Source organism: Mesorhizobium sp. M1406 (genome assembly GCF_040317555.1).
Taxonomy (GTDB): Bacteria; Pseudomonadota; Alphaproteobacteria; order Rhizobiales; family Rhizobiaceae; genus Mesorhizobium.
This window is the reverse complement of the sequence record NZ_JAMYKW010000012.1, coordinates 142,454-150,149: the sequence shown is the minus strand read 5'-3', so window position 1 is coordinate 150,149 and position 7,696 is coordinate 142,454. Positions and strand designations below refer to the sequence as shown.

Annotated in this window: 10 protein-coding genes; 7 read left to right on the top strand and 3 right to left on the bottom strand. The window is 60.3% G+C overall.

The genetic code is table 11. The features are described from left to right. Window positions 1-551: MmyB family transcriptional regulator (locus tag NKH03_RS13495; protein WP_352968739.1), on the top strand; the 551-nt coding region annotated here is incomplete at its 5' end. A gap of 150 nt (window positions 552-701) precedes the next feature. Here NKH03_RS13495 and NKH03_RS13490 read toward each other — a convergent pair. Continuing rightward, window positions 702-1,610: a LysR family transcriptional regulator gene (locus tag NKH03_RS13490; RefSeq protein ID WP_352866628.1), complete on the bottom strand. Its 909-nt coding sequence runs from the start codon at window positions 1,608-1,610 to the stop codon at window positions 702-704. Window positions 1,611-1,728: 118 nt separating this feature from the next. Between NKH03_RS13490 and NKH03_RS13485 the strand changes: the two genes are divergently transcribed. From NKH03_RS13485 to NKH03_RS13470, 4 genes are all read left to right on the top strand, one after another. Beyond that, window positions 1,729-1,989, top strand: coding sequence for a hypothetical protein (locus NKH03_RS13485; protein WP_352968738.1), 261 nt, complete (start codon window positions 1,729-1,731; stop codon window positions 1,987-1,989). A gap of 53 nt (window positions 1,990-2,042) precedes the next feature. Further along, entirely contained in the window at window positions 2,043-2,669 is a 627-nt protein-coding gene (locus NKH03_RS13480) for an alpha/beta hydrolase family protein (protein ID WP_352968737.1), read from the top strand. 108 nt (window positions 2,670-2,777) lie between these two features. Beyond that, the gene (locus NKH03_RS13475; protein WP_352866635.1) at window positions 2,778-3,098 is read left to right on the top strand and encodes a putative quinol monooxygenase; all 321 of its coding nucleotides are present in this window, start codon (window positions 2,778-2,780) and stop codon (window positions 3,096-3,098) included. 71 nt (window positions 3,099-3,169) lie between these two features. After that, window positions 3,170-3,550 (top strand): DUF4267 domain-containing protein, encoded by a 381-nt coding sequence (locus NKH03_RS13470; protein ID WP_352968736.1) that lies wholly within the window; start codon window positions 3,170-3,172, stop codon window positions 3,548-3,550. Window positions 3,551-3,711: 161 nt separating this feature from the next. Here the strand turns inward: NKH03_RS13470 and NKH03_RS13465 are convergent, their stop codons facing one another. After that, window positions 3,712-4,461: an SDR family oxidoreductase gene (locus tag NKH03_RS13465; RefSeq protein WP_352968735.1), complete on the bottom strand. Its 750-nt coding sequence runs from the start codon at window positions 4,459-4,461 to the stop codon at window positions 3,712-3,714. 161 nt (window positions 4,462-4,622) lie between these two features. Between NKH03_RS13465 and NKH03_RS13460 the strand changes: the two genes are divergently transcribed. Together NKH03_RS13460 and NKH03_RS13455 are read left to right on the top strand one after the other, a co-directional pair. Further along, the gene (locus tag NKH03_RS13460; protein ID WP_352968734.1) at window positions 4,623-5,561 is read left to right on the top strand and encodes a LysR family transcriptional regulator; all 939 of its coding nucleotides are present in this window, start codon (window positions 4,623-4,625) and stop codon (window positions 5,559-5,561) included. A 513-nt stretch (window positions 5,562-6,074) separates the two neighbouring features. After that, the gene (locus NKH03_RS13455) at window positions 6,075-6,425 is read left to right on the top strand and encodes a hypothetical protein (protein ID WP_352968733.1); all 351 of its coding nucleotides are present in this window, start codon (window positions 6,075-6,077) and stop codon (window positions 6,423-6,425) included. A gap of 56 nt (window positions 6,426-6,481) precedes the next feature. Here NKH03_RS13455 and NKH03_RS13450 read toward each other — a convergent pair whose 3' ends face one another. Continuing rightward, on the bottom strand, window positions 6,482-7,582 hold the full coding sequence (locus NKH03_RS13450; protein WP_352968732.1) for an NAD(P)H-dependent oxidoreductase: 1,101 nt from the start codon (window positions 7,580-7,582) through the stop codon (window positions 6,482-6,484). Window positions 7,583-7,696: the final 114 nt, after the last annotated feature.

Below are 7,696 nucleotides of genomic sequence, written 5' to 3'. Positions count from 1 at the left end.
CCGCTCGCTCGCTACAGCGCTATCGAGAGCGCGCTCGCGAGCGGCTTCGCTACCGCCGAGCTACACCACCTGTGGGGACGCGACCGTTTCCTCAGTCACTCGTAAGGATGATCAATGCTCTCGATCAAGCCGCCTACATAATGAACAGCGCTTGGGATGTCCTGGCCCATAACGAGGCGGCCGGGATCCTGTTTGAAGACTTCAAATTGCCGCGACCGAATATACTCCGCATCGTTTTCTTTTCCGACCACTACCGGCAGAGGATTCAAAACTGGCAGTTCGCCGCGAGGCTTGTCCTGCTCAAGGCACGCCATGACTATCTGACGGGCGGGAAGAGCCCGATTTTAAGGTCCATCCTCAACGAGGTACTTCAAGCCGTTCCACAAACTATGGAATGGTGGGATGAGCCCGAAATCCTCCGAATCGGCGATACGGACATTACGCTCCGCGATGGACAGGGCAGGTGGCGAAGCTATCGCCTCAATATCCTCGTCTCCGAGGACAGGCCCGGACTTCGCATCGCCTTCTACGATGAAAAAGTAGCAGCTTGAGCGCACAGCCTTACAGCGTGGTGGACGCCAGATGCAGAAGATGGTTGTTCAAGACCGGCAGATGCCTTTGGCCGCGAACCCGCCCACAGTTATAGGAGGTCTGGTTGGCGATTTTCCATAGAGTGTTTTGGCTTGCCGGGCTGTAAAGTCTCACGCCGATTTCACTGACTTTATGAAATCGAGGAATGCCCGCAGTGGGGGCGGAACAAGACGGCGTCCGGAATAATAGAGAAAAGGGCCGGGAAAAGGCGTCCACCATTCAGGCAGGACAGGGTTCAGTTTTCCGGCCTCGATATGCGGCTGCAGCCATTCCTCGAACAGGCCTATGATCCCGACACCGGCGACCGCCATGTCCACCGCCAGGTCCATCGCGCCGCTGATGCTCACGGTGAGCGGCCCCTTCGGCTCGATCCGGACCGTCTCGTCGCCGCGTTCAAGCTCCCATGGGCTGAAGAGCGACCCGTTGTCGAACCGTCCACGCAGGCATCGATGCTGCAGCAGATCCCGCGGATGCTCTGGATTGCCCGCCTGGGCGAGATAGTCCGGCGCGGCGGCCATCGCGAACCGCTGCACCCGCGGACCGATCGGCACCGCGATCATGTCCTGCTCCAGCTTCTCGTCGTAGCGGATCCCGGCGTCAGCGCCGGCCGCGAGCACGTCGACGATGGTGTCCTCGGCGACGACCTCGACCTGAATGTCTGGGTAGAGGGTGAGAAACTCCGGCAGGAGTGTCGGGAGCACCAATCGCGCGACACCTACGGGCACGTTGAGCCGGAGCGTGCCCGCCGGCGTGTCGCGCAGGTCATTGAGGCTAGCGAGCGCCGCATCCATCTGCGTGAGGAGAGGAGCCAATTGCTCGACAAGCCGCCCGCCGGCTTCGGTCGGGGAGACGCTGCGGGTCGTGCGGTGAAGCAGGCGCACACCCAGCCGGTCCTCCAGCCGGCGCACGGTTTCACTGAGCGTCGTCGGGCTGACGCCGAGTAAGCGCCCGGCTTCGCGGAAACCACGCGCCCTCGCGACGGCGACAAACGCCGTGAGATCGTCGATGTTCGCAACCAATGTCCAGTTATCCGTACAGCCTGTGTTGATAATGCCGGATTATCGCTATGATCCGCAAGGGGTACATGTTGGGCATCAGCCACCTTCCAAACCGGCTGAGCTCTGAAAGGAAATTGACATGACCCAGGTAACGGAAGCTGCAACAGCACAACCGACCCGCGCCGAGCTCATCGCCGGTCTGGTCTCCGCCATGGCGAACCCGGCGCGTTCGCCGATCCTCCGCTCGCCGGCGGACGACGGCATCGCCTTCTCGGACGTCTTCTTTCCCGCGATGGACGGGGTGACGATCAAGGGCTGGTTCATCCCCGGCGACAGTGATCGCCTGATCATCGCCAACCTCCGATCTGGGCTAACCGGCAAGGCTACCCCGGCCATCTGAAGCCCTACAGCGACGCCTGGGAAGCGAGCGGCAACAACATCGAAGTCAACTTCATGCCGGACTACAAGCACCTGCACGAGGCGGGCTACAACATCCTCGCCTACGATCTGCGCAACTTTGGCCAGAGCGGCGCCGGCAGCGGCGGCGTGATCGGCAACGGCATCCGCGAGTATCGCGACGTGATCGGCTCGCTGCGCTACGTCCGTTCACGCCCCGATCTCAAGAACCTGAAGCTCGGCCTGCTCAGCCGCTGCTGCGGCATGAACGCGACCATGGTTGCCATCTCCAAGCACCGCGAGGAGTTCGACGACGTTCGGGCGATCGTCGCGCCGCAGCCGATCTCGCTCAGCTCCTTCTACCGCACGATCCTCGACCACATGGGGATGCCGGATGCGATGCCAGAGGTCGCCGACGCCCTGCGCCGCATGACCAGCATGGAGTTGAAGGACATGGACATGCCGCCCTATGCAACGGCCGTGGATATTCCGACGCTGCTCCTGCAGGTCCGCGACGACACGCTGACCACGCCCGCCGACGTGCAGGCGGTCTATGACGCCATGCCAACCGACCAGAAGGACCTGATCTGGATCGACGGCACGAACCGGCGCTTCGACGGCTACAACTACCTGCCCGCCAACCCCAAGCCGATGCTCGACTGGTTCGAACGATTCATGAAGTGAAGCACCTGCCGGTCGGCCGCGTGCATGCCGCATCGGGTCAAACGATCCCGAGCGGCAGCTCCGGCCGGACCATCCTATTCGCAAGAGCTATCTGAAAAGGAGGACAAGATGTCCAACATTAACAACACTCTCACCGTCGTGCTGTGGGAAGCCAAGGCGAAGCCGGGCCGCGAGGCCGAGATGAAGGACTTCCTGACCGCAGCGGTGACGCCATCGAGGCACGATGCCGGCTGCATCGACTACGAGCCGCACGAGATGGAAGGTCAGCCCGGCACCTTCATCATCTATGAGCGCTGGATAAGCCGGGAAGCGCTCGAAGCACACCTTCACGCGCCGAGGATGCAGGAACTGGTGCCGCAGCTTCTCGAACTCATGGAGGGGTCGATTGAGGCCGGGATCCGGCTCCTTCGCCCATTTCGTCCGGCTTGAGGTCGGGCGACATCGAACGCGAGCACGGCTCGCGCCGCGGAGCCCCACCACACCGGAACTAGGAGGTCCATATGTACTGGTTTTCAATGAGCGCGGCGCTGCTGGTCTCGATCGGCATCATTGCAATCGGAGCGATGTATCTCGCCCGTCCCGCGACCGCTATGCGCAGCTTCGGTTTGCCGCTTCCCGGAGACGGCGAGAGTACCATGTGGTGGCTTCGCCTGAAAGGCGTCCGCGACATCGCGGCGGGATTGCTCGTCCTGGCGCTGATGCTCCGCGGCACCGCGCAGATCGTCGGCATTGCGTTGCTGGTCGACGCGCTGATCCCCCTCGGCGACATGTCGCTCATCCTCGGCGCAAAGGGTTCGACGCGAGCGGCGCTCTCGATCCACGGCGTAACCGCGCTGTTGATGATCGCGGCAGGCATTCCCCTGGTCATGGGGCTGGCGTGACGCGTTCACCCATCGGGCGAGGCGCTTGGACGGCGCAGCCGGTTGATGCCGGGAATGATGGCGAACACCATCCGCGCGTGTCGGGGTCCGCCGAGCACCGACGATGCGGTTGCCCAAACGAGACAAGCCAGTCCGAGACAGAACCTGTGACTGCGGAGTGATCACGACGGATTGATGAGATTGAACACCTTGTCGAAGCTGCCGGTCTGTTCGGCGGTGCGCTGCGGCAAGACGCGCTGAACCAGCACTTCCTTCGGGGTGACATCCGCACACAATAGCCCGACCGTTTCCGTGACAAAGGCATCAAGCGGCATCGCATGTGGATTGCTCGACTGCCCAGGCGTCAGATCCGTCGCCACCAGCGGAGGGGCGATCTCGACGACCGAGACGCTCGTGTTCCGCAACTCGTGGCGAAGGCTCTGGGTCCAGGAGTGTAGGCCGGCTTTGCTCGCACTGTATGCGGACGCGGACGCGAGGGGCACGAAGGCCAGCCCGGATGATACTGTGACGATTGCTGCTTCCGCCTTGGAGCGGAGGTGCGGCAGGAGTTCGGCGGTCAACCGGATCGGAGCCAGTAGGTTGGTAACAACGACCTTGTCTACGATTTCCATGTCGTAGCGCTCTGCCAGGACATTCTCGTACGGCAGGATGCCGGCGTTGTGGATGACGGCATTCAAGTCAGGGTGGTCCCCAATGACTTTGGCGGCGAATGCCTTGAGGTCAACGACGTTGGTGACATCGAGCTGATAGGCGGACATTCCGGGATTGGCGTCGGCCACCTCTTCAAGCCGATCCTTGTTGCGCCCAGTGATGATGATCTTTGCGCCGAGAGTAGCGAGGGCTTCTGCAAGGCCGCGGCCGATGCCCGAGTTGCCTCCGGTGATAAGGATGGTTGCGTTGGAGAACTTCACTTCTGCTTCCTTTATTTCTGAGAGATGCTCGTATTTCTGAGAGATGCTCGGAGGTCAGCCGTCTCTCCTATCTTATGAGAGCCTATGTCTAGGCTCACGCCTCGCATTAATAATCAGAGCTAAATTGACAAGATAATTCCGTTGGCGATAACAATGTTAGAATGGACCTACTGAATAGCATGCGCCTTTTCGTGAGGATCGTTGAGCGCGGCAGCTTCAGCTCCGCCGCAGGCGACATCGGTATTCCCCGGGCCACCGCGACCAACACTATCAAGGCGCTCGAACGTCGGCTTGGCGTGTCGCTTCTGCAGCGAACGACGCGGCACGTCGCTCCCACGATGGACGGGGACGCTTACTACCACAGGTGCCGCGCATTGATCCGCGATCTGGAAGCTATGGAAGACGAGTTCGCCGCCTCGCCTCCAAAGGGGCACTTACGTATCGATGTGCACGGCAATCTTTTTCGCCAATTGCTCCTGCCACGGTTTTCTGAGTTCACGGCCCGATATCCCGAGCTCACGCTGCATATCGGCGATGGCGACCGGCTGGTGGACCTTGTTCGCGAAGGCGTCGATTGCGTGGTGAGAGCGGGAGAGCTCGACGACAGCGGCATGGTTGTACGTCGTCTTGCGCTGCTCGAAGAAGTCACGGTGGCAAGCCCGGACTATCTTGCAAAGCACGGCACGCCCGCCTGCCTGGAAGATCTCCACTCTCAGGGACATCGGATGATCGGGTTCGTATCGTCCCGGACAGGGATAGTGTTGCCCCTCGAATTCACCGACAACGGATCGGTCCATCACGTGACCCTTTCGTCGCCTCTGACCGTCAATAGTTCCGATACCAGCGCGGCATTGGCGCGCGCCGGATTCGGACTTGTGCAGGCTCCCCGATTTCGTTTCGAGGAGGAACTCGCGTCAGGATCCCTGATTGACATCCTGCCCAACAATCCGCCGACGCCGACACCGCTCTCGGTTCTTTATCCCGGCCAGCGTCACGTTTCACGACGTCTTCGGATATTCATCAACTGGCTCGTAGATGTATTCGGCGATCTGCAGTCTGAGCCACGCTTTCTTTCTCCGAGCTCTGATAAAGGCCGGTGAATGACGGATTGGAGATTTCCCGGCGTTGACAATAGATGACCGGCGACAGCCGGAGACATCTTGAGATTCTGGCTGCAAAGTTATGTGGCCCTCGCAATGGTGGTCACGGCCGAATGCTTCCCCGAACGCCATACGAAGCAGCGCGAGTTTGTGGCAGAGCGCGTTGGCATGGTCCGGGCCAAACCGTGCCGCATGCCCTTACTTTGACCCGCAGCTATATCGCCCTTTCCACCTATCTGGAGAGGGGGGCCGAGCCCCAAACGTCCGAACTGACCCGCGTCGAACCGTCGTTGGTTCGGAAAGCGGGGACTTCCCGACCTTGTTGGGCAGGCCCCAGCACGCCGCTTATCAAGGTTGACACCCATGAGGAGGTCAAACAACCAACATGACAGCCATGGGGCAGGCACCTGAAGTCGCTGCCGTCGCTCGACCTGCATGCCGAGCTGCGCCCAGCCGTCGCGTTTTGAAGCCATCTGCCGGCTGGTGGCTTTCGTTGTGCATGAGACAACGGCCATGTGGGACGTCAGCTATGCGACCACGGCCCGAGCCGTCTCGCCAGTTGAGCAGCACGTGCATAGTTTTCTAGAGATGATTCCGTTGATTGGAATTGTCAGCGTGGTCTCGCTTCACTGGGTGCAATTTCAGGCGTTGTTCGGTTTTGGAGAAGAACCTGCTCGGTTCGGGATTGCCTGGAAACCCGAGCCACTGCCCGTTGGTTACGTTGCCACGATTATGATCCTCGTTCTTTTGTTCGAGTTGCTCCCTTACCTGGAGGAATTTGTTCGCGGTCTTCACGCCAACGGGTGGAGACTGATTCCCAACAAGGCGCGCCGCGCCAAATCGGGATCTTCAACAAGGCGCTAATTCAAACAATCCGGTAGCTTTGGGCCAGCCAGTGTCCAAGCTACTGGATTGGCCGACTATTTTTCTCTCGGCTCCGCGAAATCGCTGCCGGCTATGAAAAAACTGCCTTGGCGCTGGGCGTTGACGGCCTGAGCCAGCGTTCTTGCGGCGTTTCGGACCTCGTTTTGAATGTCTTTGTCCGCGTCCAGCTCAAGGTGGCTCGTAGCGTAGGGCTTCCAGTAGCCAATATAGCGGTCAACCTCTGCCAGTGGACCGGCCGGCGCCAGTTTCATGAAGCGCAACCAATCCGATATCGAACGCCGGACATTCTCCACACCATCGACGTCGCCATGAACAACCACAGAGAAGAGTCGGCCTTGCAGGTGGCGCGGATAGTTCCACCCGGCCATTTCGATCGCCTTCGCTTCATCCGCGTGTTTGCCGTGGGTGGCTGTAGGGTCCGGATTTCCCCCGTCCGCGCAGACCAGGCGATCCATCATCAGCTTCAGGGGGGAGGTCACCTGATACCAATTGACCGGAGTGACGATCATGATCCCATGCGCCGCAACCCACATCGGATAGATTTCAGCCATCCAGTCCTGCGTTTGACCGAGGGAGTGGTTTGGATAACAAGAACACGGCCAATGGCACAGCGGAGCCGCGGTCGAGAAACATGCCTTGCAGGGATGGATCTTGCGCCCGTATTCCGAAGCGAGGCGGGATAGGTCCAATATCTCGATTTCGAAATCGCCTTCGCCCAGGATCGCGTCCCGGGACAGTTCGACCAGCCGGTAGCTCTTCGACATTTCCCCAGGACAGGTATGCTCGCTGCGCGAGGACGCATTGACGAGCAATATCCGAGGTGTCTTGGAAGGGGCGTCATGTCTTGCCTGCGCGGCTTGGATGGCATCGCGCGCCGTTAACCAGTCCACCGAAAGCTCGTAATCAGGATCGGTAAATCCCTCTCCGGCTTTCCTGGTGGTCGGGCTCTTACGGGATGCGGCATAAGCCTGCCACGCGACTTCAGCAATCTTGGACAATTCGGAGTCGAGGCCGCGAAATGCCGGATCTTCAAACTGGCCCAGATATCGTGTCTTGAATTCTTCTTCTGCTAGCTTGGGACTTGGCATGCCTTTGCGCGGCGAAGGTGCATTGGATTGTTGACCGGGCGTTTTCATCGAGAACCACAACCTTTCAGCGCCCCTAGCAGACACAGAGCAAAACGCGCTGGAAGAGTTATGGTTCGCAGCCCCGGTCGCCGAGCGTTCAAAAGACAACGGCGCCCGTCGGGC

Coding starts and splice junctions, on each gene's coding strand:
- NKH03_RS13450 (WP_352968732.1), bottom strand. CDS start 7,582: ATGAAAACGCCCGGTCAACAATCCAATGCACCTTCGCCGCGCAAAGGC.
- NKH03_RS13470 (WP_352968736.1), top strand. CDS start 3,170: ATGTACTGGTTTTCAATGAGCGCGGCGCTGCTGGTCTCGATCGGCATC.
- NKH03_RS13485 (WP_352968738.1), top strand. CDS start 1,729: ATGACCCAGGTAACGGAAGCTGCAACAGCACAACCGACCCGCGCCGAG.
- NKH03_RS13475 (WP_352866635.1), top strand. CDS start 2,778: ATGTCCAACATTAACAACACTCTCACCGTCGTGCTGTGGGAAGCCAAG.
- NKH03_RS13455 (WP_352968733.1), top strand. CDS start 6,075: ATGTGGGACGTCAGCTATGCGACCACGGCCCGAGCCGTCTCGCCAGTT.
- NKH03_RS13480 (WP_352968737.1), top strand. CDS start 2,043: ATGCCGGACTACAAGCACCTGCACGAGGCGGGCTACAACATCCTCGCC.
- NKH03_RS13460 (WP_352968734.1), top strand. CDS start 4,623: ATGGACCTACTGAATAGCATGCGCCTTTTCGTGAGGATCGTTGAGCGC.